Below are 24,878 nucleotides of genomic sequence, written 5' to 3'. Positions count from 1 at the left end.
GGCGATCAGTCCTTGCCCTGGCCCGGTGACGAGGCACCAAGTCCCTTAACGAAGATGAAAGCGATAATGGCAACGCACAGGAAAATCAGCACCGAAATGGCTGAACCAATGCCGAGGTTGAACGCTTTAAACAGGTTGTTGTAACCCAGAATCGACACGGAACCTGTACCGTTGTTGCCCTTGGTCAGAATGAAGATGTTGTCGAACACTCGGAACGCATCCAAGGTTCGGAACAGCAACGCGACCACAATTGATGGCTTCATTAGCGGCAGAGTGATCTTGAAAAGTCGCTGCCAGAAGCCAGCTCCATCGAGTGCTGCGGCTTTGAGAACGTCGTCAGGAACAAGCGCCAAACCGGCGAGCAACAGCAGAGCCATAAACGGAGTGGTCTTCCAGACCTCGGCGATAATCACGATGAAGATCGACGGCCACTGCTCGGTCAACGGCGCCGAACCGTCAGGCAAAAGGTTTGCCAAGTAGCCAGTCCCCGGAGTCCAGGCGTAGTTCCAGGAGTACGCAGCTGCAACAGTCACAATGCCGTACGGGATGAGGACCACGGTGCGGATAATGCCGCGCCCGAAAATGGCTCGGTGCATCACCATCGCGATAGCCAAGCCCAAGATGAACTCAATGATCACCGACACCACCGTGATGAAGACGGTGACCCACAGTGCCTCCCACCAGTACGACGAAGTCAGTACCGACACGTAATTGGACAGTCCTACGAACTCGCGATCTTCAGGGAAACGAAGATCGTAACGCTGCATCGACAGCCACACAGCGTAAATGATCGGGTACGCAGTCACTGCCAACATCAAAATGATCGATGGAGCAACCAACCACAGCCCTAGCCGACGCTCGGCACGACGACCGTCCGAGTAATGCTGCTTATTCTTCGTTGTGTGTTTCGTGGCGTTACTCATCACGGCACCAAACCTTCAGAGTTAACGGCATCCTGCATTTCGGTCTGCAGTTCGTCGATAAGCGTGCCAGCATCAATATCCTGTGGCGGGCTGATGCGGGAGGCCAGCAAAATCGACATCGACTGGTATGCCGGCGACTGCGGACGAATTGCTACCGAGACATTGCGTTCATCCGGCAGGAGTGCCTTTTCTTCAGGAGTAATCTCTTCCGGTTCCAGTTTGGAAACGGACTCGAAGATCTCCTTATAGAACGGATATTCCTTCTCAAATTCAGGGGTCGCCTCGGTGTACAGCTTCGTCAGCGTAGGCGGCAAACCACCTGTCAGTGCGTTGTGCATCTGATTCTCTTCGTTGCGCAGGCATTCGATAGCCTCGAATGCCTCCTTCTGATACTTCGAGGTCGACGGCACCGCAAGATTCAAACCACCAATAGTCACCTTCGACGGCTTATCTGCGTCGAGGCCTGGGAATGGTGCCCATGCAATGTCATCAGCTACTTCCTTCGCCTTCTTGTCACCGCTGGCTGCCTTTTCCTTCACGCCTGCGTAGACGAACGGGTAATTGACCTGCATGAATGCGTCGCCACGGTCAAACGCCAGTCGTGCTTGGTTTTCATCCAACTGCGACATGGAAGGGTCTGCGCCCTTGGCAGTCGCGACCCGGTGCATAGTTTCAAGAGCACGCTGACCAGCATCCCCATCACCAATGGTCACGGTCTTGCCGTCTTCACCGATCATGGATCCGCCAGCCGATTCCAGCATCGAATTCAGCCACACGACGGCACCTTCGAACTGCGCAGCCTGTACTCCGATGTACGAGGGCTTGCCTTCATCAGCGAGCTTCTCTGCATGATCGGCAATGTCATCCCACGTCTTCGGTGGCTGAGGCTGCCCATCCGGCCCCTTCGGCATCAGCGATTTCCGGTACCACATCAACTGGGTGTTGGTATTGAGCGGAGCACCATACATCGTGTCCTTCCACGTTGCAGTCTCCAGCGGGCCGGACAGCGTTCCGTCTGCTACACGCTTTGCGACGTCGTCAGGGAACGGCACCGCCCACCCTGACTCAGCAAACTCAGGCGTCCATGTGACATCGAGCGCCATGATGTCGAAGGAATCATCGCCACCGACGATTCGTCGCGCTAATTGCAGTCGCTGATCATCCGTTTGTTTCGCGGAGACATCATACTCAATTGTGTAGCGCCCACCAGCAGCTTCCGTGCAGTTTTTGGTAGCCGCAGAGTATTGGTCAGCGCCGTCGGCCGGTCCCATGAATCTCAGGATTGGGGTGCCTTGTGCTTCGGGGCTACACGCTCCGAGCACTGGAGCAGCGAGTGCTAACGCGGATAAAAGCGCGGTACTTCGTGTGCGCCATCGCCCTTTCTGCGATGGACTTGTCATTCTAACCATTGTCATCAGCTCCTCACATTGGGATGTGATCGTGCTTTGGCGACAACTGTAAGAGCACTACTGCTGCAAAATTGCTGCGTTTCTCAAATTTGATTCTGTGCCGAAAAGATCTGAACGCCCCATCATGAGCAACATTGACGCAGCGTACGAGCCGGTTCTTAAGGAAAATCTCACCAACAATTGGGCAAACTCTTTACACAACTGTTAGGAACTTAGGTCACCCGTTATCCAACTGTGTCACTGTTGCCAAACGCACGAAGTCAGAAATATCGAGTTTTTCCCCACGCAATGTCGGGTCGATTCCCGCCGCAGTCAACGCCTCTTCTGCTGCAGTTCCCGATCCGTAGACCCCAGACAACGCTGCCCGCAGTGTCTTACGACGCTGTGCAAAAGCGGCATCAATGAGTGGCCACACAGCGTCCCGCATCTGCGCAGTGAGAGGCCATGGCGCTGCTGGAGCCCCTTCGTGCCCGTACATGTCAATACGCACCAGCCCTGAATCAACCTTTGGCGCCGGCCAAAACACATGGGGCCCAATCGCACCCGCACGCTTTACTGCCCCATAGAACGACGCCTTTGCACTGGGTACACCGTAGATCTTGGACCCTGGCTGTGCTGCTAGCCGGTCAGCCACTTCCGACTGCACCATGACCAACACCCGTCGAATAGAGGGGAACTCAGCCAACATGTGAAGCAGCACAGGAACAGAAACGTTGTATGGCAAGTTTGCTACCAAGGCCGTCGGTAGCTGAGGAGCATCGGCAAAATCTGCCTGCGTCACCTGCATCGCATCTTTGTGTACCAAATACAGTGGACGATCTGGAGCACACTCCCCCACTGTCTGTGGCAGCCGACCTGCCAACCGGGAATCAATCTCGACGGCTGCAGCGCGTCCGCAGTGCTCGAGCAGACCAAGCGTGAGCGAGCCAAGCCCCGGCCCCACTTCAACTGGGTAGTCCTCCGGCGATAGATCCGCAGCGGTAACAATCCGACGCACGGTGTTGGCATCATGCACAAAATTCTGGCCCAACTTCTTTGTTGGAGTCAGATCAAGTTCAGCCGCCAATTCGCGGATTTCTACAGGCCCAAGGAATCGCACAGTGTCTATTAAACCCTACGTTGCACAGGAACTAGTCAAACGGCAACGACGCCAGAGGTGGGGAAAGCCCCACGCACTGACGTCGTCACGTGAATTGTGAAGTCGCAGAAGAACTGCGGAAGTTTTAGAGCAGGCCCAGCTGTGCCGAGCAAGCTGGCCATGCGCCCCAACCCTGGGAAGCCTGAACCTTCTCAGCGATAGCGATCTGCTGCTCACGCGATGCACCTGCAGCGGTTGGAGCGTATGCGCCACCACCGTATGCCTGCCAAGTCTGTGGGTGGAACTGCAGACCACCAGAGAAACCATTGCCAGTGTCAATGTGCCAGTTGCCACCGGACTCACACTGAGCCAGGGAGTCCCAGACCGAACCGTTTGCAACCGCTGGAGCTGCTGCCGCAGAGGAAGCTGCGGAGGATTCCGACGAAGCAGCTGGAGCTGCCGATGGACGAGCCTTGGTGCCCTGTCGAATGACGGTTGCAGTAGGAGCCTTAACCTCGGTCTCCTTCAGCACCTCGCGTGCCATTTCAACACCGTCACGAGTGGTGACCTTGACCTCGACGAGCTTTTCGCCAGCGACACCCTCGGTGTCTACAACGCGCTCATCCTCGTAGAGATCAGCATCTTCAACAACCTGCTCGGTTGGCTCGATAGCCTTGGTCTCTTCAATGGTCTTCTCGATGATGCGGGAAACGTCAACGAGCATGCCGTCGGTCAGCTTGGTGTCTACCGAAGGGGAAACCGTGTCAGACTTACCCAACTTGATGCCACGCTGCTTCAGCACGTCACCTACAGTCGCGGCAGCAATGTTCAGTGGCTGCTCCTTGCCACCGTCCTGCAGAACAATGTCCTTTGCAGTGGTGATGGAGAGCTTGATGCCCTCAGCTGGGATACGACCCTTTGGAGCGTCGATATCATCAGTGTCAGCCACGTTTGGCAGGGACTTGATGAGCTCATCCACAGATACCGCGTTCGTGGTGATCTGGGTTTCCTTGCCATCTACAACGAGGTGGACAGGCTTTGCGGAACGGTAGACAAGCTTGCCACCGTCCTTCAGGTTACCCTGCTCGCGGACAATGTCCTTTGGTCCAGCAGTGATACCTGCGCGGTCGAGAATGCGCTGCTGATCACCGTAGATGGTGGAGACCTGCTGGATCTCACCGTCGATGTCGACAGTGACATTCTGGTAGCCAGCCGCTGCGACGCCACCGGTAGCTGCGAAGGCGACGGTCAAGCCACCTGCGACCAGCTTCTGTGGGGTCGAGATCTTGTTGTTCTGACGGTTGATGTGTTGCTTCTGATTCGCCACGAAGGTTTCCTCTGTCTGCGCTTGGGTGCGTTGGGCGGTCGGTGTCTGAATCGCGCTAGCGAGCGTGATCCGCACGTGACCGTTTCTTGCCTGTCACAATTCTTCGGTAACAATACGATAAAGGACGCGTAAATGTCCAACAACAAACCCAAAAGAGTGACGTATCACTCTTTTTCACAAGCAGTAGTACCCCCAACGTCGCCACAAGCATTTCTTGCACAACATATGGAAACAACCGTCACAGAACTATTAATTCAGTTCGATGCCATAAACCCTGGCGGCATTGTCAGTTAGCTGCTTCGCCATCACTTCAGCGGGCAGGTCACGTACTTCTGCCATCGCACGGGCCTGCCACCCAATGAAGGCGGACTCATTTCGCGCACCCCGGAAAGGCTCCGCAGTCATATAAGGAGCGTCCGTTTCCACGAGCAACTGCTCCACTGGAGCCTCGGCGACCGCTTGTCGCAGCTCGTCGTTACGTTTGAACGTGACATTGCCCGTGAAGCTCAGGATGTACCCACGCTGCAAAGCCTCACGAGCAACATCGATGGGCGAACTAAAGCAATGCAGGATGACAGTATTGTCGTAGCCCCGCAGCTGCTCCATCAGGTCCTCGTCCGCATCGCGATTATGGATCATCAGTGGCTTCCCCACCGACTTCGCTAGTTCCATATGCCAGGCCAGCGACTCGAACTGTTCATCTCGAGAAGCGCAGTCCTCCATCTTATCGATCCAATACCAGTCCAGACCCGTCTCACCGATCGCAACCACACGCTCATCCTGCGCCATCTCAGTGAGGCGCTGCTTTGCGACGTCGTCAAGCTGCTGAGCCTTCGTCGGATGGATAGCAACCGCCGCCCAGACACGTGGATCCATGTGCGCCGCAGTGAAAGCGAGTTCCGTTTCCGGCAGGCCATCGCCAATTGTACAAACGCCAATAACCCCGGCTGCTGCAGCGCGGTCCATCAAAGCAACAACGTCGGACTCTTCGCGCGCCCCACAGGAGGCGAGATGCGTATGCGCATCAAAGAGAGGAGTAAGGAATGGTGCCGGTTCCGCAATGCGACGCTTCTTCTTGGACATACGCACATTGTTTCATAGCCAGCCGCGAACCCCATGCGCGAGCATTAGAGAACACCAGAGAACGTTAGCGACACGTAAAAGCGATTCGAGATTGTGTATTTGGTCACAAGATATATACCCCCACACAATTAAGGGGCACCATACGGGGCACGACACCTACAATCACCGACCGTGCGCCTGCCGAACAAAAACACAGTTCACACACATCGTGACACCTCCCCCAATCAAGGCACGGCACTAATAGGGAAATCCAGGCTACGCAAATGGATTACCCCGTTAATAGATTTGCGGTTAATCTCACAGGTCGTTAAGTGACAACTCAACGAAACTAAGCGGTAGAGTTCGATACATGCCTAACTCTGTTAGTAGTAACGGTTCCTCGCCGTACCGCGGACGCAAGACCGGGCCTAAGCCAAGCTTCAGCATCGATGACGCAATCAAGTCAGCACTTGAAGTGGGTCTGGAGCAGTTCACACTCGCCGAGGTTTCGAAGAAACTGGGAGTCTCCGCGCCATCCTTGTACCGCGTGGTTCCATCCCGCGACGCGCTGGTTGACCGGTGCATGGAATACATCGCATCACAGTTCCGCCCACTGAACCTTGATGGTTCCTGGGAAGAAGTCGCACGCGATTTCGTCGACGGCAGCTGGGAGCTCATGGACGCTTACCCAGGCACCGACCACATACTGTTTAGCCACCCAGGCACGCTGGTCCACTTCCAACCCCGCGTTCAGTCTCTCGCTGGCGCACTGCGGGAGAAGGGCGCACCATGTGCGGAGGAAGAAATCGACTTTGTTGTTGATTTCTTGACCTCAACCTGTGCTGGCACCCACCTTGGAATGACGGCGCTGAAGGCTACACGTGAAGCAAACGCACAGGCATTGGATCAGGTGAATCACCAGGTGCTTCGCCAGGCTCGTTCAGAAGCGATTGAGAAGAACTCCGACTTCGCAACGGCAACGTTGGATGCTCGTGGATACCTCGATAAGAAGGTTGACTTCATCATCGCCGGAATTAATGCTGGCTTCCTCTCCGCACGCTAGTTTCCACCTGAACTAGTTACATCTCGCAGGCATATTCTTTTGCTAGACAGTTCAGCGGGTACACACCTATCAAAGTGTGTACCCGCTTTTTCGTTGCTAGCGTTAAACTTATGCGCCCACAGGAGCTTTATCACCAGGTTGGTATGACCCACGAGGGTCTCAGTGGCATTGTTGATCAACTACGCCAGCTCATCGCTAGCGCCGAGGTGTGGGATCCAAACAACCTACTTGTCGACGACTCGTCGGTACGCACCTCTGAAGACACGGTGGCAACCGTCATCGAGGAACTCCGCCGTGCAGCCGATGCCATGGACTTGGGCATCGGCCATCTGGAAGCAGCGTGGTCAGCGAGTTCATTGCTCGGCGAATCCTAGATTACTGAAGTACGCACCAGCCGGTGTCGCTACTTCACTACTGGAGCCCACTCTGGGCCAGTTTCGGCCAACTCTGGGTCGAGCTTCATAAACAGAGGCTTTGGCTTTGATAGCGAGGTTCCTGGAACCATGTCGTAACGGCCCCACGTTGCCTTCTGATTGACATAGTCGCCCATGATGACTGGGTACGTGCGCCCAGCTTCCGGAATCCCCACACCAACTGGGTCAACTGGCATATCGTCCTGAACCTCACGGACCTCCGGCATCGCTGCCCAAATACCCTCGCCACCCAAGGTTTCAAATACCTTCTGTGCGCTAGCTGGCAGGAATGGTGTCAACATGACGTTGCAGTCTGCAACAACCTGCAATGCGGTCCACAGCACCGTCGCCAAGCGATCTCGCTGCGACTCGTCCTTCGCCAACTTCCACGGTTCCTGCGCTGCAATGTAAGCATTTGCCTCACCAACCAGGTGCATGACGGCTGTAATACCCGCACGGAACTTCGACAGTTTCAGGCTCTCACTGACGGAGTTGAAGGTCGTATCTGCGAGGTCGATGAGCGCGCGGTCGTCGTCAAGTAGTTCAGCCGGAGCTGGTACTTCCTTGAAATTCTTGTGCGCCATGGACACAGTGCGGTTGACCAGGTTGCCCCAACCGTTCGCGAGCTCGTTATTGACGCGGCGGACAAACTCATCCCACGTGAAGTCGGTGTCTTGATTCTCTGGGCCAGCAACTGCGATGAAGTAACGCAGCGGATCGGGACCGAACTCCTTCAGGAAGTCCTTGACATAAATGACAACACCCTTGGAAGACGAGAACTTTGAACCAGACATGGTCAGGTACTCAGACGAGACAACTTCCGTTGGCAAGTTCAATGCACCGAGCTCGCCGGCGGTACCGGAACGGGAGCCTTCGCCACGGTAACCAAGCAACTCAGCTGGCCAGATCTGGGAATGGAACGTGATGTTGTCCTTACCCATGAAGTAATAGGACAACGCATCGTCTTCGTTCCACCACTTGCGCCACGCTTCGGGATCACCAGTGCGGTAGGCCCATTCGATAGACGCAGACAGGTAGCCCACCACAGCATCGAACCAGACATAGAGCTTCTTGGCGTTGTTGTCGCTCCAACCATCCAGCGGGATTGGCACGCCCCAGTCGATGTCACGAGTCATGGCACGCGGGCGGATGTCGTCAAGCAGGTTCAGCGAGAACTTCAGCACGTTCGGACGCCAATCTTCGCGTCCCTTCAGCCAGTCTGCGAGAGCGTCGGCAAGCGCAGGAAGGTCGAGCAAAAAGTGCTCAGTCTCAATGAACTTCGGGGTTTCACCGTTGATCTTGGATACTGGATCGATGAGATCGGCAGGATCGAGCTGGTTGCCACAGTTATCGCACTGATCGCCGCGGGCACCGCCCGCGCCACAAATTGGGCACGTTCCTTCGATGTAGCGGTCGGGCAAAGTACGGCCTGTGGACGGCGAAATCGCACCCATCGTGGTCTGACGAACCATGTAGCCGTTGTCATGCAGACCGCGGAAGAGTTCCTGGACGACTGCGTAGTGGTTCCGAGTCGTCGTACGCGTGAACAAGTCGTATGACAACCCCAGCCCGGCCAAGTCATGGACGATCTGGCTGTTGTAACGGTCCGCAAGTTCCTGAACCGTCACGCCTTCCTTCTCAGCCTGCACGAGCAGTGGAGTTCCGTGCTCATCGGTGCCAGAAACCATCAGCACATCGTTGCCACACATTCGCTGGTAGCGGGCAAAAACGTCCGAAGGAACACCGAAACCTGCGACGTGCCCGATATGACGGGGACCATTCGCGTACGGCCATGCGACAGCTGTGAGGATGCGAGACATATATACAGAATAATCCATCACCTGGGTCATCCCCATTTACCCTCGATCGATGTCCTACGCTTGTCATTTGTGAGTGCTCAAACACCAGTCTCCAGCGACGGAAAACCTGTCGACAGCAACAAGATTGACGCTGCCAGTGTCATCCTCAATCTCGTGGCTGCGGGATACCGGCCAGCGGCTCTGATTGGTGATTGGTTTGGGTATGAGGCAGTGATTGCGCCGGACATTTCGGTTCGCACCATGGATCCTGTTGATCTCTTCCCTACTGCGGAAAACGCGCCGACATCTGTCGCAGAGTTAACCTGCGAGCCCGGTGGTCGTGGCACTCCTCACAATTCCCCCTGGTTCTTCGGCGTTCGCCCCTATTCCGGTCCTGCTTTCGGAGGGATCTCTAGATCAGTACTAGTACTTAACGACGGCTCCTGGCACGCCATCAACGTCCCCGCCGACGTGCAACGTCATGCCTTCAGTGGTGCTCGTGAGGCCACCGCGCCAACAATTGCATGGGACAACGGCAACGAGTCTGCTCACACCCGTGGGGTAACCGCCTGCAAGGAGGCAATTCGAGCTGGTGAGGTCTACCAAGCCTGTATCTCTACCCGCTTCTATGGCGAGCTCACTACAGATGCGTCACTCGTGGCCTCTGCACATTGGTTCGCCACCAAAGTACGAGAGTTCTCCCCGGCACGAGCTGCGTTCATTCCTGGGTGCCCGTCGCAAAGCGTACCGACGGTGGCGTCCCTGTCGCCGGAAGAATTCCTGATTCGCAACGGAGGCACTGTCACCGAAACTCCGATCAAGGGCACTTTGCCGATTACTGCCGATCCTGCCGAGCTGCTGGCAAGTGACAAAGACGTGGCCGAGAACATCATGATCGTCGATCTTGTCCGCCATGACCTGGGTCAAATTGCACGTACCGGTGGTGTCCGGGTCACTGACTTGCTGTCAGTTCGACCTGCCCCGGGTGTCTGGCATTTGTTCTCGACGGTGGAGGCAGATATTCCGGAGGCGCTGCCTCATGCCGATGTCATCGAGGCATGCTTCCCCCCTGCATCCGTGACCGGCACTCCTAAACTCCGCGCCCAAGAATTGCTGGCCACGTGGGAGCCTGTTGCCCGAGGGGTGCATTGTGGCTGTATTGGTGCGTCGACAGGCGCACAACTGGAACTCAGCGTGGCCATTCGCACGGCCGAATTTTACGACGATCCCGCCACCAATATCGTCCGCGTTGAAGCGGGAATTGGTGGCGGGATCACGATCGACTCTCAGCCTGCGCAAGAATGGGCAGAGATTCAATCCAAAGTTGCGCCGCTGTTTGAGTAGCTGATCTTCTACTTAGTAGTCCTTCGTCATTTTCATGCGGCGGACTTGACGGTGTTCTCGCTTATCTTGTGCCTCGCTGATGCGACGTTCGCGAGCCATCTTCAACGCAAATCGACGCTGTTCGCGGTCATCCAAGTACATCGGGTCTTCCATGAGCCCCTTCACCAGAGAAACCATCAGCAACAAAATAACGATGACAAACGGGCTTGCGGCCAGAATAGTGACGTTCTGCAAATTCGACAGGGCATCCTCGCCACCCGTGAGGAGAAGAATCATGGCAATAGCTGCGGTACCGATACCCCACATTGCCGTGATTGGGCGTGACGCCGTTTCGCGACCGTTCTGACTCATCGTGCCCATGACAGTCGATGCCGAGTCTGCGGAAGTAACGAAGAATGTTGCCAACAAAACCATTGCCAAAAGCGATGCAGCGAATCCGCCTGGAAGCTGATCCAGCAGGTTAAACAGCTGTCCTTCGGCACTGCCGTCACCCCAGATCGATGTTCCGTCCTGCTCATGGTGAATAGCAGTACCACCGAAGATGGAAAACCACACCACCGACACAATCGATGGAACGAGGACCACGGTGAAAACGAACTCACGGATAGTACGCCCTCGCGAAATACGAGCAATAAACATACCGACGAACGGAGTCCACGAAACCCACCATGCCCAATAGAAGATGGTCCAGGAGCTTAGCCACTCTCCAGCGGTGCCATCAACTGAGTTAGCAGTTCGAGAGGCCATTTCGAAGAACTGCGAGAGGTACGAGCCCAGTGCCGTTGGCATCATATTCATGATGATCACCGTCGGACCAAGGACGAGAACGAACAAGGCAAGAATTGCCGCGGCAACCATATTGAAATTGGACACGTATTGAATACCCTTGCCCACGCCCGACAAAGCAGACGCCAAGAATGCCACACCTAGTACCAGGATGATGCCCAACCACAACCACATAGATTCGGTGCTGATCATGCCGGTGTACTTCAGTCCAGCAGAAATCTGCATAACCCCCAGACCCAACGAGGCTGCTGTACCGAATACCGTCGCAAAGATTGCGAGGATGTCGATGAACTTGCCGATACCACCTTCTGCCTTTTTGACACCGATCAGCGGAATGAAAGCTGCGGAGATCAGCTGTTTGCGTCCCAGCCGGTAGGAACCATACGCAATAGCCAAACCAACGATGGCGTAGACAGACCACGGATGCAGAGTCCAGTGGAACATCGTGGAAGCCATCGCCGTGCCTACTTCTTGCTTCTCGTGTCCTGGCACGCCATCGCGATAGAAGTTCAGAGGTTCTGCCACACCGTAAAACATCAGGCCGATTCCCATGCCGGCAGCGAACATCATCGCAATCCAGCTCGGAGTCGAAAACTCCGGTGCTTCAGCTTCTCGTCCTAGTCGGATATGCCCAAACTTCGACATCGCAATGAAGAAGATGTAGAAGACGAAAACTGTACTTGCAAGGACGAACAACCAGCCAAAGTTGGTGACTACCCAGCTGAGGGAATTGCCTGCAAAGTTGGAAAACGAGTCTGGACTGATCAAGCCCCACAGCACAATAGCCAGAATCGACAACGCAGCTGGGATCGTCACTCCCAAATCAACGCCGGGCTCTTTTTCAGCTTGTCCTATTAATTCTTCGTGGTGTGGATCGGTCATTCTTCTAGCTTGACCGTGTGCGCAGGGTCTTTTCAACTTGTATTCATGAAAATATGAGGTTTCTCTTGTTAATCCTCAGACACCACCACTGAAGTTTCTGCAGTTCACGTCAAGTTATGGCGACCCAACATCACAGTTTCCTAACAATCCCAGAGTGGATCACCCGTTAGTGACTGTTCGTCACCATTAGCGTGCGCTTAGAACTGCCTCGTAGAGTTCCCGATGCTTCGTCATGCGTGCGCTCTTTGCCACGGCCTTGCAGGCATCCTTCAGGCGGACACCATCCGCTACTTGATCCTCCACGAGTTGCACCAGTTCTTCCATGGACATCGTGGCCGACGCCGCTTCAGCGCCTTCAATGACAACCGTAATTTCTCCGCGCACTCCACCCGCAGCCCACTCAGCGAGCTCTCCGAGGGTGCCTCGCTTGGTTTCTTCGTACATCTTCGTCAGCTCACGACTCACCGCTGCCCGGCGCGACGGTCCTAACACTTCAGCTGCGTCAGCTAACGTCACGGCCAACCGATGTGGTGATTCAAAGAAGCAACACGCACGTCGTTCAGCCTTCAGAGACTCCAGCCATTCCCGACGAGCTCCCTGCTTGCGTGGTGCGAACCCATCAAAACAAAAGTGCCCGACCTTCAGCCCGGACAAGGCAAGCGCAGTCGTCACTGCACTCGGCCCAGGAATACATGTCACCGGCAGGCCTTCATCACGCGCTGCCGCCACCACTGCCAAACCTGGATCCGACACCACCGGCATGCCTGCGTCCGTCACCACTAACACCCGCTGGCCGCTGCGGGCGGCGTCGAGAAGCTCAGTAATACGGAATTCCTCGTTGTGGTCGAAATTCGACACCACGCGACCACGGATCTCAATGTTCAACGCCGATGCCAAGTTGCGGGCGCGACGAGTGTCTTCCGCTGCAATGACATCCGCCTCAGCCAAAGCACTGCGCAAACGATCGGTTGCATCACCGATATTTCCCAGTGGAGTAGCTGCAAGTGTGATTCCTGGCTCGAGTACCGACATACTGCGATCCTATCCGTAAGCAGAGATTCCTAATGACATTGCCTAAACTCGTAACAGTGGACGGGACTCAAACAATTTCGGTAGAAAAACCTCATCGCGCACGCGCGCGACGTGAACCAAAGTCACTCCGTACGCCAGTACGTTGGACGACGGCAGATACGTGGGTTTTCGCTGTTATTGCACTGGTGACTGCTGTTTCTCGCTTCACGTGGATTTCCCATCCCACTGACGAGGGCACTCCTCTATTCGATGAAAAGCACTACGTACCGCAAGCATGGCAGATCCTCCAGTCCACTGGTGATCCGATATCTGGTGGTATCGAGAACAACCCTGGCTTTGGTTTAATCGTCCATCCACCTGTTGCTAAACATGTCATTGCTATCGGCGAATGGCTCTTTGGGTATACGCCACTTGGTTGGCGATTCATGTCCGCTGTCGCAGGTGTTCTCGTCGTTATGGCATTGATGGACATTGTGCGACGACTCAGTGGCTCTACCCTTGCAGTCACCATCGTCGGTATGTATGCCGTGCTGGACGGCGTCTTGTTTGTGTCTTCGCGCGTCGGCATGCTGGACATGATTCAAGCAGTGTTTGTCATCGGTGCGGTATGGGCTCTGATGCTCGACCGGGACGATGTAGTCTGTCGCCTCCGCGAAAATCGTGATGCTGGAACCATTCTGGACTCCCCCATTGGCCCGTATCTCGGTTGGCGGTGGTGGCGTCTGGCAGCCGGCATTTTGCTGGGGCTATCGCTAGGCGTGAAGTGGTCGGGGCTCTACTACATCGCTGGACTTGGACTCTGGAGCGTGTTTTCCGACCTCGTTGACCGAAAGCGCGCCGGAGTGGACAAGCCTGTCACTGGTGCTCTCGGTCGCGACACCGCACCAGCGCTACGAGACCTCGTCCTCGTGCCACTCATCGTCTACTTTATGTCGTGGCGTTCCTGGTTTGCCGAAGAGACCTCGGTGTACCGTCACCAGAATCCAGCCGACCGCGATCCAGGTCCTCTCGGCTTCGACTGGCTTCCCGAACCTATTCTGAATTACCTGCATTACCAGCGGGGCGTGCTGGAATTCCACGGCTCACTCACCACGTCCGGTGGCCATGAGCACCCGTGGGAATCGAAGCCGTGGGAATGGCTGGTTTCATGGCGCCCCATGCTCTACTACTCCACTGAGACTCAGTGTTTCGGGGATCGGGATTGCAAGGGTTGGCTCATGCTATTCGGAACGCCACCAATCTGGTGGTTGCTCGTTCCGGTCATGGTGTGGGCTATGTGGCGCTGGCTGGTCAAGCAAGATCATCGCTACGGAATTGCCGTTGTTGGATTCGTCGTGTCGTGGGTGCCATGGGCTATCGCGTACGACCGCCAAATGTATTTCTTCTATGCGACTGCGCTTATTCCTTTTGTCCTTATCGCATTCGCGTTGATTGCAAGTGACCTCGCACGTTGGACTGTCAAGGGACGTCGGGTGGGACTGGCTTTGGTATCACTCCACGCGGGCCTTGTCCTCGCCTCGTTCGTTTTCTGGCTCCCCATCATGACTGGTATTCCGCTGCCAGAGGACACATTCAATCTGCGCTTCTGGCTGCCAAGCTGGAAGTAGTGAGCTTTGCGACGGCCCCGTCACACCACTATGACCACCGTGACTGAGGTAGTCCTGGGACCGGGTCACCAGATGCAGCTCGCCATGCTTGAGCGAATGCAGCTGGGGTGAAGCCACCAAGCCAGACCATGCCCAGGGCAATCGCAGAAAGAATCATCAACACCATGCCGGAAGCATCTGCCACGGTGAACGCACCGAGAATCATGTCACGGGTGCCAAAGCCAAACGAAAACATGGCAATAGCGCCGTAGACCGGCATCATGCCCATCGCGGCTTGTGGTCGCCATGATGCCCAGAACAACCCCACTGCCAACGCCAGGCGAATAGCTGCCAGTTCGACAGCAAGGCGAGCGCCTTCCGCCATTGGATCCAGCGTCGAGGTGATCGATGCCGACTCGAAACCAAACATGTCTTCATAAGCAGCATTAACCGACTGCGCAATGTCGCTGGCATGCACCAGAGACATGATCGCCCACGCCACCCATAGCAAACCCAGAATCACCAAAACAACACGTGCGCTACCTGACATGAACAGCCATGCGCGTTCGCGGCGACGTCGCTCTGGTTCGACCGTCGACAAGATCCTTTCTGATAGATCATCCAGATTCAGATCCACCGCGCCTGGGGTCGAGTTCACTTCGCTGAACAGACCTGACGACGACGCTGGCCCCATCAACAACGATCGATTCAGGGAGACTGCCTTTTCAAACCAGGCCTGGCACTCTTGGCATGCATCGAGGTGAGCATCGACGACGTCGTCGTCAGCTCCCGAGGTTTCGCCATCGAGTCGAGCAGACAACGCTGCCCTGACACGTTCGCAATCCATGACTTTCCTCTACCTAGTGAACAGTCGGTCGAGGCTTACTCGCCCTGAACCAAACACAAACACGATGATGAGCCCGCCAATGAGCGAGAGAACCAATTCTGCGCCATCGTCACGTACAAACAACCCATTTCCCCAGTGGACGGCCCACCAAGCCCCCAGCATCTCGATGGCGAGAATGATTGCCACGGTCGGCGCTAACAGTCCCAGAATGAGCAGCGCCCCACCGACGAGCTCAACGAGTGCGACAACCCATACCGTCAGACTTGCCTGCGGAATGCCAGCTGCCACGAAGTAGCCCGTGGTGGCCTCGACACCCGTGCCAAAAATCTTGTCCCAGCCATGAAAAATGAAAATCACGCCAAGAATCAATCGGAGTATCAGCAGCGCTCCGTCACGTACGGCGGGTCGGTTCATGCCGGTTATGGTACCGCACCACGCAAAAAAGCCCCCTCCAACCCCTTGGAGAGGACTTTCTGCCATCACACCCGGTGTGTCATGGTGGAGCTAAGGGGAATCGGACCCCTGACCTTCTCGTTGCGAACGAGATGCTCTACCAACTGCGCTATAGCCCCAACACTACTGCGATTGCGCTGTAGCTATTTTCATGTTACGCGCCTCAGGTGTTCATTTGAAATCAGCTGCTAGAACGTAGTGCCGAGAGCTTTTCGACGGTTATTGCTTAGCCAACAGCGCGACGGTAATCGTCGCCGTCGTCATAGTCATCGAACTCGCCATAAGGGAGGTCGGCGAACTCTGGGGCTTCGTCGTCAATTTCTACGACGACGGCGCCTGGCCGGCGAAGACGGTCTGGAATACCGAGTTCTTCATCTTCATTGTTGCGTACTCCAAGTCGGGACATCTTCATACGACGAATACGGCGGGCACGCAGCTCCTGCTCAGCCATGACGGTACGACGCAAAGTCACCAAGTAGAACGTCAGCAGACCGACACCGACAAGTGGCATCCACCAAGCCCAGCCACCGATGAAGAAGGCCGCGACAGCCAGAATGACAATGAGCGCGACAAGACCTGCCACAGAACGACGACGACGTTCGAAGCGAGTTGCAGCGTACTTTGCGTCCGACACTGGGTCGAAACCGCCACGTCCACGTCGACGCTCGGCGAAAGCATAGTCATCTTCGGTGAGCTCGTCATCAAGCTGGTCAGCATCGTTTCGGGCACCAACCGCGACAGCATTGCCACTGTCTTCCGCATCGATGTCAGTCTCAGAATCCGCGTCGGCAGTCGACTCGTCCTCCACATCAGCTACTGCGTCAGAGCCGGAGTCAGCCTCAGCATCGACATCGACAGTGCGCTGAGAAACAAGCTCATCAGCAATTGCATCTTCAATTGCGACATCAATGTCATCGGCCGACATCGGCTCAAGCTTGGCCGTGACGGCCGTAGCAGCCGAGGCTCCCTCGTCTGCGCGAACTGCCGAGGCAGCTGGTTCCGAATCTTGCTCCCCGTCAACATTTGCGGATTCTGCAGTCTTCGCATCGGCGTCAGTATCGTTGTCCGACTCGTCAGCCTTGTCGCCTGCCGACTCCAACTCGTAGACAACGTCACCGTCGACGACTTCCGCTTCCGGTGCCGCTTCCGGCGCAGCCGACCCATCAGCGTCATCAGCGCCATCAGCGTCATCAGACTTGTGCTCCGCAGTCTTCCGCGCAAACTTAGTCGGCTTCACTGGGTCATCGTCGATAAGCACATCAGACAAATCATCGGCATCGTCGACTACCGGATCGACGGTCTCCAACGACTCATCGACTTCCTCAGCATGTCGCACATCGCGCGCAGACAACGTCGGACGACGACGCGACGATTCCACCTCGTCACCACCACGGTGCAACAGGCGAGTCTTTCCCAGCGCGTCTGACGTGCGACGAATCGGCTCACGGGTATTCACCACGAGCGGTGCCAGCACAAATAGCCACACCACGATGAATAGCACCAGAATCAACGAAGTCGACATTCTTGGGGGCTCCTCCGGGCTCTTGTTAGGTTCATTACACCGTATCGCCCCAGCGTGCACGCAACATTGTGCCACGCCGCAAATTCACGGCATGTTAGCCAGAGTTCAGCTCAGCGTAGGTCCCAATCACAGTCGTCTTCAGTAGGAGCTGCTTCACGACGAAACTTCCCTGCATCAACAAGCCGATCTACTGTCCGAGCGCCATCAATATTGGACAGCATGAGATGATCGCGCCATGCGTGGTCCATATGGAACGCCTCACGGGCAACGCCCTCTTCGACGAAACCACAATTCTTCAGCACCTTGATGGACGCAGTATTGTCTGCGCGGACCGTCGCTTCGATACGATGCACACCCATGCTGGCGGCATAATCGCAGGCCAACGCAAGCGCCGCCGTGGCGATTCCCTTACCCACGTACTCAGAACTAACCCAGTAACCAATCCAACACGTAGAAATAGGGAATGGTTGGATACCGCCAATGGTCACCATGCCGACGAATTCGTCGTCAAGATCGATAACTGCGCTTATCCCAGTTCCGGCAAGCTCAGACGCATGCCACCTTCTACGGAACCGGCGAAACTCACGCAATGTGTGCGCATCAGCCCAAGGCACTCCAACGGTGGGCTCAACTTTACGGAGAATGTTCTCGTCAGCGAGGCGAAGCTCGCGCCAACGGCGACCGTCGCTACGCGCAGGGCTACGAAGCCGAACAGCACCAGCGTCTGTCAGCAAGCGAAAAGTGCGCACCTTAAGCTCAGGCCTGTCGCGCTAGGAACAACACGTCTACGGCATCGCCGGGACGGACGTACGTGACATCGTCATCGATAACAATAAGACAGTTCGACTCCGCCATACCTGCCAGTAAGTGCGTCTGCGCACCACCGGAACCGCCAAGTGGCTGCACCAAATACTCGCCAGTTTCCCGATCTCGCATGAGCTGGCCACGAATGAATCCACGACGATTCTCCACCGATTCAATCGGAGCAACAACACGCGCCGATACCGTACGACGTCGCGGATTCCGCTTCCCCAACGCCAGGCGAATCAGAGGTCGGACCATTACTTCAAAGACAATGAGCGCCGACACTGGATTGGAAGGCAGCAAGAACGTTGGCACGCGGTCGTCACCGACCAATCCGAAGCCTTGCACTGAGCCTGGATGCATGGCGATACGCGACACATCCATGTCGCCCAGCTCCGACAACAGACGACGGATCTCCTCGCCAGCTTGCCCACCAACTGCACCGGTGATGACCAGCAATTCGCTCTTGATCAGCTGGCCCTCGATGATCTCACGGATACGACGTGGCTCTCCATCAACGATGCCCACGCGGTGCACCTCTGCGCCCGCATCACGTCCGGCAGACGCCAACGCGTACGAGTTCACATCAAAGACCTGGCCTGGCCCAGGGGTGCGATCAATATCGACCAATTCCTTGCCGATAGAAATCACAGCCATGCGTGGCTTCGGATGCACCAACACCTTCGACCTGCCAACAGCCGCCAACAAACCGACCTGAGCAGGTGAAATGACGGACCCAGCTGAAACTGCAATGTCACCTGGCTGGACGTCGCCGCCAACACGACGAATGAAATCACCGGTGCGAACCGGACGTAGCGCCGTCACACGGCGACCGCCCTTTCCCGACTGATCAGTCCAGTTCAGTGGCAATACTGCGTCCGCCAACGTTGGCAGCGGAGCGCCGGTCTGCACACGAACCGCCTGATTAGGCTGCAAACGCATCGGGTGCTGAGAACCAGCAGACACTTCGCCCACAACCGGAAGCTCTACTTCCTCGAAAGAGGACAAAGAGCCCTCTCCGGCGCTACGTAAAGCACCAGTTTGGCCACCCACATCGACCGCACGGACGGCGTATCCGTCAATGGCAGCCTGCACGAATCCTGGCAACGGTTGCTCCGCCAAGACATCCTCAGCGCAGAGAAGCCCCAACGACTCAGAAATTGCAATACGTACTGGATCAGGCCGCATTGCATTAGCGGTAATTGCCGCCAATTGTTCTTCTACCGAACGCACAAGATCCTCCTAGCCAAACAGCCGTAGTTACTAACTGAGTCTATTGCTCTTCAGCCAACCGTTGTTCCAGGTACTTCTTTAGTCCTGGGCCATATGCCGGATCCTTCAACCCAAAGTCAACACACGCGCGAATAAAACCACCTGGATTACCCAGGTCATGACGGAAGCCCTGGTGCACCAAAATATGCACTGGGTGACCTTCTTGAATTAGCAGCTCGATAGCGTCGGTCAGCTGGTACTCACCACCCTTGCCACGCGGGATTCGTCGTAACGCATCGAAGATTGCGCGATCCAACAGGTAGCGACCAACTGCGACAAAGTTTGATGGCGCCTCTTCAGGGGATGGCTTCTCCACCATGCCCTTCACGCGCTTGACGATCTCGTTGTTATCCGCGCTGCCATCTGCATCTTCGATGTCGAACACACCGTAGTTGAAGACTTCTTCACGAGGGATTTCCAGCGCACACAGCACCGAACCACCAAACTGCTCACGGACTGTGGCCATGCGTTCCATGACGCCCATCGGCAAGACCAGGTCGTCTGGGAGCATGACGGCGACACTATCTTCGTCATCAGCAAGCAACTGCTCTGCGACCAGCACTGCATGCCCCAAACCAAGTGGCTTGTCCTGAATAACGGATTCCACTGCGATTACTTCGGATGCGCGAGCAACCTTCGCCGCGATTTTTTCCTTGCCACGCTGATTCAACAGCTCTTCCAGGTCCGGGCGAGCCTCGAAATGCCCCAGCACCCCGTCCTTCGATGGAGCCGTCACGATAGCCAACCGAGATGCACCGGCGCTTGCCGCCTCTTCGGCAATAATCTCGATACCTGGCGTGTCCACTACGGGTAGTAGCTCTTTCGGAACCGTCTTCGTAGCTGGCAAAAAGCGGGTTCCCATGCCAGCTGCGGGAACAATTACGGTGCGGGCAGGTGTAATCACACGCTCTTCCGCTGAAGTCACGTCAGAATCGGTCGCAGGGATCATAGTGGCCACGATACCCACAACATCTTTCGAATCTGCGGAGCCAAGGCGGTGAAGTTTGACATTCGTTTCGCATTCTCGGCGTATTCTCATAAACATGGGTACTTTGCCACGATTTGAGACGAAACCAGAGCTCCGGCAGTGGCTCTTGGAGCAGCGCGACCAAATGCTGCGTTCTACTCGCCAGCTTCACGACGATCGCCTGATCAACAACACCCTGACCTGGGTAAACGAACAGTGTGAGTCGCTGAAGAACGCCGGAATCACCACTCCAGTAATCACCTGTTTTGCTCCTGTGGAAACTGAGCCTGGCGCCACTGGTGGGGACAAGATTCCCGAGGCACTTGCTGCAACGACGCGTTTCTTGGACAGGATTCGCCAGGGCATTCCAGCAGAAGCGGAGCTTCTTTTGCCGATCTGCCCGCCAGGTAAACCATCAGCACTCAACTGGGCAAGCTACGACACTTCCCTGGAAGAGCCACTGGTTCCCGGTAAGTACGGTCTGTACGAACCTGCGGGCGAACGCCTAGGCACGTCCGCGATCGTCGGGGCACACATTGTGTTGCTTCCAGGAATTGCTGGAGACCGCAACGGAAACAGGATGGGGCGAGGCGCAGGCTACTATGACCGCTCACTGGAGCTAGTCCAGCAGCGCAGTCGCGTATCGGTTGACGGTTCTCCCGAGGGGGTCCAGGAGACTAAGCAACTCATTGGTTTGCTCCTACACCCTTCCGAACTAGTCGATCATGTGCCATTTGACGATCATGATGTTCCTGTCGATGCCATCATCACCGCTGACGGAATCACCACGATTTGACCCACACTGTGGTGTAGTCCACCGGATTTAACTCAGATGCAGTTCGAAGCGATGGAACCGAAAGTGGTTACGCAGCGTCCGTATAAGTAGAGGGACTTTTACTACACACTGCCATCCACTTGGAGTTCCATCATGCGTCATTCATTTCGGCGTGCGAATCCGCGCCGGTTGTGGCGACAAGCAATCGCCATGTTTCTTCTTGCTATAGCCGTCGCACTCGTTATCGCCGATCGCGTTCAGCCAGAATCAGGTCATGTCACCGTTGCTGTTGCTGCCCGCGATATTTCGGCAGGTGCAGAGGTTGCTGAACACGATGTGGTTCTGACTGCGATTCCCGAAGGTCTTGTGTCACAACACAGCTTTGCGTCGGCTGAGGGTGTCGTCGGACGCCGGGTAGCTACGCCAATCGCACGCAATGAGGTATTGACTGAACCTCGATTCGTCGGCAAGGAGCTAGCAGCTGAACTAACGGGGGTGCCAAACGCCCATGTAGTAGCAATCACACCGCATGACCAAGGCATTTTGCCTGTACTGCATACCGGCGCAGTCGTAGATATTTTTTCTGCTGGTCAAGAGCAGAATTCCGTTCACCTTATCGCCCCGGGCGCGCGTGTACTCGTTACGGACAAGGAAACCGGAGTGGTACTCCTAGCGCTCCCCAGAGAGCGAGCGGGGGACGTTGCGACGGCAAGTCTAGATATTCCTTTATCTCTTGTCTTGTCAACAATGACTGATGCTGCATAAGATGACCGCAGTCAATAACTCGCCATAGCGGGCTCGATCGTGGGATACTCCATGGGGCCAAGATTCGTGGCTGTTCACGCTTTTATTTGAGAGGAACTTCCTTGCTCAAGGGATTCAAAGAATTCATCATGCGCGGAAACGTCATCGACCTCGCAGTCGGTGTCGTTATCGGTTCGGCATTCACCGCAATTGTCACTGCATTCACCGAAAACCTCATTCAGCCACTGCTGAATGCTGTCGGTGGCACCAATGCAGCGGATGGCCTGGGCTTCCGCATCTTTCAGGACAAGGCGAACACTTTCCTTGACTTCGGTACGGTCATCTCCGCAGCAATCAACTTCTTGCTCGTCGCTGCAGTTGTGTACTTCCTCATCGTCGCACCGATGAACAAGCTCAACGAGATCCGCGAAGCTAAGCTGGAAACCCCTGCTGAAGAGGAAACCACCGAGGCAGACCTGCTCACCGAGATCCGCGACCTGCTTGCAGAGCAGAACCGCACGCCTCGCTCCGAACTCAATGCAACCGACGAGTCCCTTGCTAAGCAGGGCATCGAGGACCTCGACGAAGGCCCACGTCACGCAAAGTAAGAGTTCTTAGAAACTCAACGTTCTAGGAACTGCCCCAATGTGGTGGTCGTTCCGAGTTCCAAAACCCCTCATCAAACTCAGAAGATTCTTCTGGAGTTTCCGGTGGGGGGTTTTCGCTTTTCAGTGGCGAGGTGCGTTCACTATCTCGTCGTGAAGCAAATGACTCTGGGGCAGCCCCTGCCCTACGACGCTTACGGCGTGGACGACGGGTACCTTCTTCGCCCATTAGACTGCCCAACGCCCCAGGTCCTTCAAAACATGGTGGGCTAGCGGTCCGAGCGTTGCCATGCCATCGCGAATAGCCGCGCGGGTTTTCGCCATATTCACCACGAGAGTCTGACCAGAAACGCCCGCGAGACCACGGGAAACTCCAGCCTCTGCAGATCCTGCAGAAAGCCCCGACGCGCGAAGCGCCTGCTCGATGCCCATGAGGCGCTTATCCAGAACCTTGCGGGTAGCTTCCGGAGTAACATCACGAGGGCCAACACCGACACCACCGATGGTGATGACTACATCTGCGCCACCCACTACTGCAGTCTCCAGTGCTTGGCGAATACTACGCTTAGCCAACGGACTTGCAACGACAGCATCGACAATAAAACCGTCTTCCTCAAGCAGCTCAACCATGAGCTCACCCAAACGGTCTTCATCTTCCGGATGGTCACTGCACAAAACGATAAGTGCACGGCGCGTGGCTACCGCAGGGTCCATCAGTCGTTCCAGCTCCGCCAAACTACCGGCGTCGGGCTCAAAACCAGGCTCGGTGGACTGCACAGCTGGAGAATCGACCTCGGCTGATTCTTGCTTACTCACGGAAATTCCAATCTACTAACGGATGATCGCTATCCACTGTCTCGCGGAACTAGCCCCTAGCCGGATCCAACGTGACATCAGCAGTGCGCTCGTGTTCACCATTCTCGTCGGTCACTGTAAGTGTGACAGTGTCTCCAACCTTATGCGACCGGATAGCAGCTATCAGTGCAATACCGTTGTCGATAGTGCGGTCACCGAACTTCACAATCACATCGCCAGACTTCAAACCGGCTCGCTCAGCTGCTCCACCAGGAGTTACTTCACGCACCAGCGCGCCCATGACCGGGGCTTGCGTATCAATCTGGGCCTGAATAGCGGGCATCACCACGCGACCATTTTCAATGAGTTCATCGGCAATACGACGCGCCTGATTGATCGGAATAGCAAAACCTAGGCCAATACTGCCAGCCTGCTGTCCTTCAGCACTGTTTGAAGCAATAACGCTGGGTACGCCGATAAGATTGCCTTCCATATCGACCAGCGCGCCACCGGAGTTACCAGGATTAATCGCGGCGTCAGTCTGGATCGCATCGATCACTGAAGTTTCACCACCCTGACCTGCAGCAACAGGACGATTCTTCGCGGATACAATTCCCGACGTTACTGTAGAAGTCAGACCCAACGGCGAACCCACTGCAATAACTTCTTGGCCTACTGACACAGAATCTGACTCACCCAAAGAAATCGGACGTAAATCACGGACGCCTTCCACACGGATGACAGCGATGTCTGTCGCAGCATCACCAGCAACGACGGTTGCTGGATGCCAGGAGCCGTCGCTAAGCAGAACAGTCATTTCAGAGCCAGGCTTCTCGGCAGAAGCGACAACGTGATTATTGGTAAGCACCAAACCATCGGACGACAGAATTGACCCCGACCCAGATTCCTGGCCCGCCATCGAATTCACCTGAATAGACACCACGCTTGGCAGCACCTTTTGCGCGACTTCCTCAATCGACCCCGGTGCAGGTGGCTCAGTACGCTTCGCACCAGGCTCATCCAGTGCATTGTTGCCACCACGAGAACCCGTCGCGGTTGTCGCGAATCCGCCACCGTCAGTGACCAATGCTCCTGCGACACCACCTACCGCCGCGCTTCCCAACATCAACGCAGCGATTGTCACTGCCCCCAGCTTCGAACCACTCTTCTTCTCTGGCTGTGCCAGACCATTCGGCTGCTGCGCAGAATATGCCTGCTGGTACTGCGGGGAACTACCGAAAGATGCATTTCCTGGTGGTGGAGTGCTACCCCACTGTGAGTTTCCCTGACCGGAACTCCCGTAACCGGAACCACCGCTCGTACCAAACAGTCCGTTCGAATCTGGATTTGTCATAGTAAATACCTTGCCCAATGCGTCTAACAAATAGCT

General features: G+C 55.8%; 23 protein-coding genes and 1 tRNA gene. 7 read left to right on the top strand and 17 right to left on the bottom strand.

The annotated features are described in order from the left end of the window. Nucleotides 1-5: 5 nt before the first annotated feature. From WG938_RS07245 to WG938_RS07225, 5 genes are all read right to left on the bottom strand, one after another. Nucleotides 6-923 carry a carbohydrate ABC transporter permease gene (locus tag WG938_RS07245; RefSeq protein ID WP_339979204.1) on the bottom strand — a complete coding sequence of 306 codons (918 nt, stop codon included), beginning with the start codon at nt 921-923 and terminating at the stop codon, nt 6-8. After that, nucleotides 923-2,332 carry an extracellular solute-binding protein gene (locus WG938_RS07240; RefSeq protein ID WP_445292900.1) on the bottom strand — a complete coding sequence of 470 codons (1,410 nt, stop codon included), beginning with the start codon at nt 2,330-2,332 and terminating at the stop codon, nt 923-925. The genes WG938_RS07245 and WG938_RS07240 overlap by 1 nt, the downstream gene beginning before the upstream one ends. A 217-nt stretch (nt 2,333-2,549) precedes the next feature. Then, nucleotides 2,550-3,440 (bottom strand): 16S rRNA (adenine(1518)-N(6)/adenine(1519)-N(6))-dimethyltransferase RsmA, encoded by an 891-nt coding sequence (gene rsmA, locus WG938_RS07235; RefSeq protein ID WP_445292911.1) that lies wholly within the window; start codon nt 3,438-3,440, stop codon nt 2,550-2,552. Nucleotides 3,441-3,555: 115 nt separating this feature from the next. After that, nucleotides 3,556-4,737, bottom strand: a complete 1,182-nt coding sequence (locus WG938_RS07230) for a transglycosylase family protein (protein WP_339979198.1) — start codon at nt 4,735-4,737, stop codon at nt 3,556-3,558. A 249-nt stretch (nt 4,738-4,986) separates the two neighbouring features. After that, nucleotides 4,987-5,820 carry a TatD family hydrolase gene (locus WG938_RS07225; RefSeq protein ID WP_339979197.1) on the bottom strand — a complete coding sequence of 278 codons (834 nt, stop codon included), beginning with the start codon at nt 5,818-5,820 and terminating at the stop codon, nt 4,987-4,989. Nucleotides 5,821-6,169: 349 nt separating this feature from the next. Between WG938_RS07225 and WG938_RS07220 the strand changes: the two genes are divergently transcribed. Together WG938_RS07220 and WG938_RS07215 are read left to right on the top strand one after the other, a co-directional pair. Beyond that, the gene (locus WG938_RS07220) at nt 6,170-6,862 is read left to right on the top strand and encodes a TetR/AcrR family transcriptional regulator (RefSeq protein ID WP_339979196.1); all 693 of its coding nucleotides are present in this window, start codon (nt 6,170-6,172) and stop codon (nt 6,860-6,862) included. A gap of 110 nt (nt 6,863-6,972) precedes the next feature. Continuing rightward, nucleotides 6,973-7,236 (top strand): hypothetical protein, encoded by a 264-nt coding sequence (locus WG938_RS07215; RefSeq protein ID WP_339979194.1) that lies wholly within the window; start codon nt 6,973-6,975, stop codon nt 7,234-7,236. Between the two features lie 29 nt (nt 7,237-7,265). Here the strand turns inward: WG938_RS07215 and metG are convergent, their stop codons facing one another. After that, a complete protein-coding gene (gene metG, locus WG938_RS07210) occupies nt 7,266-9,095 on the bottom strand; it encodes a methionine--tRNA ligase (protein ID WP_339979192.1) in 1,830 nt (609 codons plus the stop codon). Nucleotides 9,096-9,164: 69 nt separating this feature from the next. Here metG and WG938_RS07205 point away from each other — a divergent pair, with 69 nt between their 5' ends. Then, a complete protein-coding gene (locus tag WG938_RS07205; RefSeq protein ID WP_339979189.1) occupies nt 9,165-10,418 on the top strand; it encodes an aminodeoxychorismate synthase component I in 1,254 nt (417 codons plus the stop codon). 12 nt (nt 10,419-10,430) lie between these two features. Here WG938_RS07205 and WG938_RS07200 read toward each other — a convergent pair whose 3' ends face one another. Both WG938_RS07200 and rsmI read right to left on the bottom strand, forming a co-directional pair. Continuing rightward, the gene (locus WG938_RS07200) at nt 10,431-12,086 is read right to left on the bottom strand and encodes a BCCT family transporter (RefSeq protein ID WP_339979186.1); all 1,656 of its coding nucleotides are present in this window, start codon (nt 12,084-12,086) and stop codon (nt 10,431-10,433) included. Nucleotides 12,087-12,272: 186 nt separating this feature from the next. Next, a complete protein-coding gene (gene rsmI / locus WG938_RS07195) occupies nt 12,273-13,118 on the bottom strand; it encodes a 16S rRNA (cytidine(1402)-2'-O)-methyltransferase (protein WP_339979183.1) in 846 nt (281 codons plus the stop codon). A 56-nt stretch (nt 13,119-13,174) separates the two neighbouring features. On the opposite strand from rsmI, the gene WG938_RS07190 reads away from it, so the two are divergent. Further along, entirely contained in the window at nt 13,175-14,725 is a 1,551-nt protein-coding gene (locus WG938_RS07190) for a dolichyl-phosphate-mannose--protein mannosyltransferase (protein ID WP_339979181.1), read from the top strand. Nucleotides 14,726-14,753: 28 nt separating this feature from the next. Here WG938_RS07190 and WG938_RS07185 read toward each other — a convergent pair whose 3' ends face one another. The 7 genes from WG938_RS07185 to WG938_RS07155 all read right to left on the bottom strand — a co-directional run bounded on the left by WG938_RS07185 (nt 14,754) and on the right by WG938_RS07155 (nt 20,551). After that, entirely contained in the window at nt 14,754-15,551 is a 798-nt protein-coding gene (locus WG938_RS07185) for a zf-HC2 domain-containing protein (protein ID WP_339979178.1), read from the bottom strand. A gap of 9 nt (nt 15,552-15,560) precedes the next feature. After that, nucleotides 15,561-15,965 (bottom strand): DoxX family protein, encoded by a 405-nt coding sequence (locus tag WG938_RS07180; RefSeq protein ID WP_339979175.1) that lies wholly within the window; start codon nt 15,963-15,965, stop codon nt 15,561-15,563. An 82-nt stretch (nt 15,966-16,047) separates the two neighbouring features. After that, nucleotides 16,048-16,123 (bottom strand) — tRNA-Ala (locus WG938_RS07175). Between the two features lie 107 nt (nt 16,124-16,230). After that, nucleotides 16,231-17,526: a divisome protein SepX/GlpR gene (sepX, locus tag WG938_RS07170; protein ID WP_339979172.1), complete on the bottom strand. Its 1,296-nt coding sequence runs from the start codon at nt 17,524-17,526 to the stop codon at nt 16,231-16,233. A gap of 110 nt (nt 17,527-17,636) precedes the next feature. Continuing rightward, nucleotides 17,637-18,275: a GNAT family N-acetyltransferase gene (locus WG938_RS07165; RefSeq protein WP_339979170.1), complete on the bottom strand. Its 639-nt coding sequence runs from the start codon at nt 18,273-18,275 to the stop codon at nt 17,637-17,639. Between the two features lie 7 nt (nt 18,276-18,282). Further along, complete coding sequence (glp, locus tag WG938_RS07160) at nt 18,283-19,563, bottom strand: molybdotransferase-like divisome protein Glp (protein WP_339979168.1); 1,281 nt, start codon at nt 19,561-19,563, stop codon at nt 18,283-18,285. A gap of 40 nt (nt 19,564-19,603) precedes the next feature. Further along, nucleotides 19,604-20,551 (bottom strand): UTP--glucose-1-phosphate uridylyltransferase, encoded by a 948-nt coding sequence (locus tag WG938_RS07155; protein WP_339979165.1) that lies wholly within the window; start codon nt 20,549-20,551, stop codon nt 19,604-19,606. 94 nt (nt 20,552-20,645) lie between these two features. On the opposite strand from WG938_RS07155, the gene WG938_RS07150 reads away from it, so the two are divergent. From WG938_RS07150 to mscL, 3 genes are all read left to right on the top strand, one after another. Next, the gene (locus WG938_RS07150; protein ID WP_339979162.1) at nt 20,646-21,365 is read left to right on the top strand and encodes a 5-formyltetrahydrofolate cyclo-ligase; all 720 of its coding nucleotides are present in this window, start codon (nt 20,646-20,648) and stop codon (nt 21,363-21,365) included. A gap of 132 nt (nt 21,366-21,497) precedes the next feature. Beyond that, nucleotides 21,498-22,109 (top strand): SAF domain-containing protein, encoded by a 612-nt coding sequence (locus tag WG938_RS07145; RefSeq protein ID WP_339979160.1) that lies wholly within the window; start codon nt 21,498-21,500, stop codon nt 22,107-22,109. A gap of 101 nt (nt 22,110-22,210) precedes the next feature. Further along, complete coding sequence (mscL, locus tag WG938_RS07140) at nt 22,211-22,696, top strand: large-conductance mechanosensitive channel protein MscL (protein WP_339979157.1); 486 nt, start codon at nt 22,211-22,213, stop codon at nt 22,694-22,696. A 225-nt stretch (nt 22,697-22,921) separates the two neighbouring features. Here mscL and WG938_RS07135 read toward each other — a convergent pair whose 3' ends face one another. Together WG938_RS07135 and WG938_RS07130 are read right to left on the bottom strand one after the other, a co-directional pair. Then, nucleotides 22,922-23,407, bottom strand: coding sequence for a MogA/MoaB family molybdenum cofactor biosynthesis protein (locus WG938_RS07135; RefSeq protein ID WP_339979639.1), 486 nt, complete (start codon nt 23,405-23,407; stop codon nt 22,922-22,924). A gap of 151 nt (nt 23,408-23,558) precedes the next feature. After that, a complete protein-coding gene (locus WG938_RS07130; protein ID WP_339979155.1) occupies nt 23,559-24,842 on the bottom strand; it encodes a S1C family serine protease in 1,284 nt (427 codons plus the stop codon). Nucleotides 24,843-24,878 lie beyond the last annotated feature (36 nt).

It is taken from the genome of Corynebacterium sp. H113 (genome assembly GCF_037572315.1).
Lineage (GTDB): Bacteria > Actinomycetota > Actinomycetes > Mycobacteriales > Mycobacteriaceae > Corynebacterium.
Note: the sequence above shows the minus strand (reverse complement) of the source record. Positions and strands in the feature narration are given on the sequence as shown.

Excerpts from the sequence above, each read along its gene's own strand:
- WG938_RS07245 (WP_339979204.1), bottom strand. The coding sequence starts at position 923 with ATGAGTAACGCCACGAAACACACAACGAAGAATAAGCAGCATTACTCG.
- WG938_RS07240 (WP_445292900.1), bottom strand. The coding sequence starts at position 2,332 with ATGGTTAGAATGACAAGTCCATCGCAGAAAGGGCGATGGCGCACACGA.
- WG938_RS07225 (WP_339979197.1), bottom strand. The coding sequence starts at position 5,820 with ATGTCCAAGAAGAAGCGTCGCATTGCGGAACCGGCACCATTCCTTACT.
- WG938_RS07220 (WP_339979196.1), top strand. The coding sequence starts at position 6,170 with ATGCCTAACTCTGTTAGTAGTAACGGTTCCTCGCCGTACCGCGGACGC.
- WG938_RS07215 (WP_339979194.1), top strand. The coding sequence starts at position 6,973 with ATGCGCCCACAGGAGCTTTATCACCAGGTTGGTATGACCCACGAGGGT.
- metG (WP_339979192.1), bottom strand. The coding sequence starts at position 9,095 with ATGTCTCGCATCCTCACAGCTGTCGCATGGCCGTACGCGAATGGTCCC.
- WG938_RS07200 (WP_339979186.1), bottom strand. The coding sequence starts at position 12,086 with ATGACCGATCCACACCACGAAGAATTAATAGGACAAGCTGAAAAAGAG.
- rsmI (WP_339979183.1), bottom strand. The coding sequence starts at position 13,118 with ATGTCGGTACTCGAGCCAGGAATCACACTTGCAGCTACTCCACTGGGA.
- WG938_RS07185 (WP_339979178.1), bottom strand. The coding sequence starts at position 15,551 with ATGGATTGCGAACGTGTCAGGGCAGCGTTGTCTGCTCGACTCGATGGC.
- WG938_RS07180 (WP_339979175.1), bottom strand. The coding sequence starts at position 15,965 with ATGAACCGACCCGCCGTACGTGACGGAGCGCTGCTGATACTCCGATTG.
- sepX (WP_339979172.1), bottom strand. The coding sequence starts at position 17,526 with ATGTCGACTTCGTTGATTCTGGTGCTATTCATCGTGGTGTGGCTATTT.
- WG938_RS07155 (WP_339979165.1), bottom strand. The coding sequence starts at position 20,551 with ATGATCCCTGCGACCGATTCTGACGTGACTTCAGCGGAAGAGCGTGTG.
- WG938_RS07150 (WP_339979162.1), top strand. The coding sequence starts at position 20,646 with ATGGGTACTTTGCCACGATTTGAGACGAAACCAGAGCTCCGGCAGTGG.
- WG938_RS07145 (WP_339979160.1), top strand. The coding sequence starts at position 21,498 with ATGCGTCATTCATTTCGGCGTGCGAATCCGCGCCGGTTGTGGCGACAA.
- WG938_RS07135 (WP_339979639.1), bottom strand. The coding sequence starts at position 23,407 with ATGGACCCTGCGGTAGCCACGCGCCGTGCACTTATCGTTTTGTGCAGT.
- WG938_RS07130 (WP_339979155.1), bottom strand. The coding sequence starts at position 24,842 with ATGACAAATCCAGATTCGAACGGACTGTTTGGTACGAGCGGTGGTTCC.